Origin of the sequence: Echinimonas agarilytica, from assembly GCF_023703465.1 — a bacterium.
In the GTDB taxonomy this organism is placed as follows: domain Bacteria; phylum Pseudomonadota; class Gammaproteobacteria; order Enterobacterales; family Neiellaceae; genus Echinimonas; species Echinimonas agarilytica.
The window spans coordinates 1-659 of the sequence record NZ_JAMQGP010000025.1 but is presented as its reverse complement, the minus strand read 5'-3'; the positions used below and the strand labels follow the sequence as shown (position 1 = coordinate 659).

2 tRNA genes and 1 rRNA gene are annotated in these 659 nt (G+C 44.6%); all 3 read left to right on the top strand.

What is annotated here, in order from left to right:
• A 16S ribosomal RNA gene (locus tag NAF29_RS18120) occupies positions 1-81 on the top strand; the annotation flags it as partial.
• Positions 82-172: 91 nt separating this feature from the next.
• Positions 173-249 (top strand) — tRNA-Ile (locus tag NAF29_RS18115).
• Positions 250-354: 105 nt separating this feature from the next.
• Positions 355-430, top strand: a tRNA-Ala gene (locus NAF29_RS18110).
• The last annotated feature ends 229 nt before the right edge of the window (positions 431-659 follow it).

Below are 659 nucleotides of genomic sequence, written 5' to 3'. Positions count from 1 at the left end.
ATCACCACGGAGTGATTCATGACTGGGGTGAAGTCGTAACAAGGTAGCCCTAGGGGAACCTGGGGCTGGATCACCTCCTTACCTAAAATCTCAGTCTTATTGCTGAGTGTTCACACAGATTGTCTTGTTGAATAGAGCGAAGATGCTGAAACAGCAGCTGCTACGCAAGTTTAGGCTTGTAGCTCAGCTGGTTAGAGCGCACCCCTGATAAGGGTGAGGTCGGCAGTTCAAGTCTGCCCAAGCCTACCAATTCTTCTTAAATTTCAAGGTTCATAACGTCAGTTGTGAGGGGTTGAAGTGTTTGAAGGGTGACGATTGCTTTGGTAGATGTCTGTAAAGCACGCTGGAAGTCAAGGGGCTATAGCTCAGCTGGGAGAGCGCTTGATTTGCATTCAAGAGGTCCGCGGTTCGATCCCGCGTAGCTCCACCATTCAGTGAAATCTTCGACATTAAAGAGAGCTCAAACTTAAGTAGCGTCATACTTACGCTTGAGCTTTTTTGCTCTAACAGATATGACTTCGGTCGTATTTGATGCTCTTTAAAAACTTGGAAACCCAAAAAATTGAAGTTCGAAAACAAGTAAATTGTTTTGGATATTGTCACTCTACTTGACTCAAAAACCATGTAGAGGTCAGGCGAAAAATTTATCGAGAACCAAT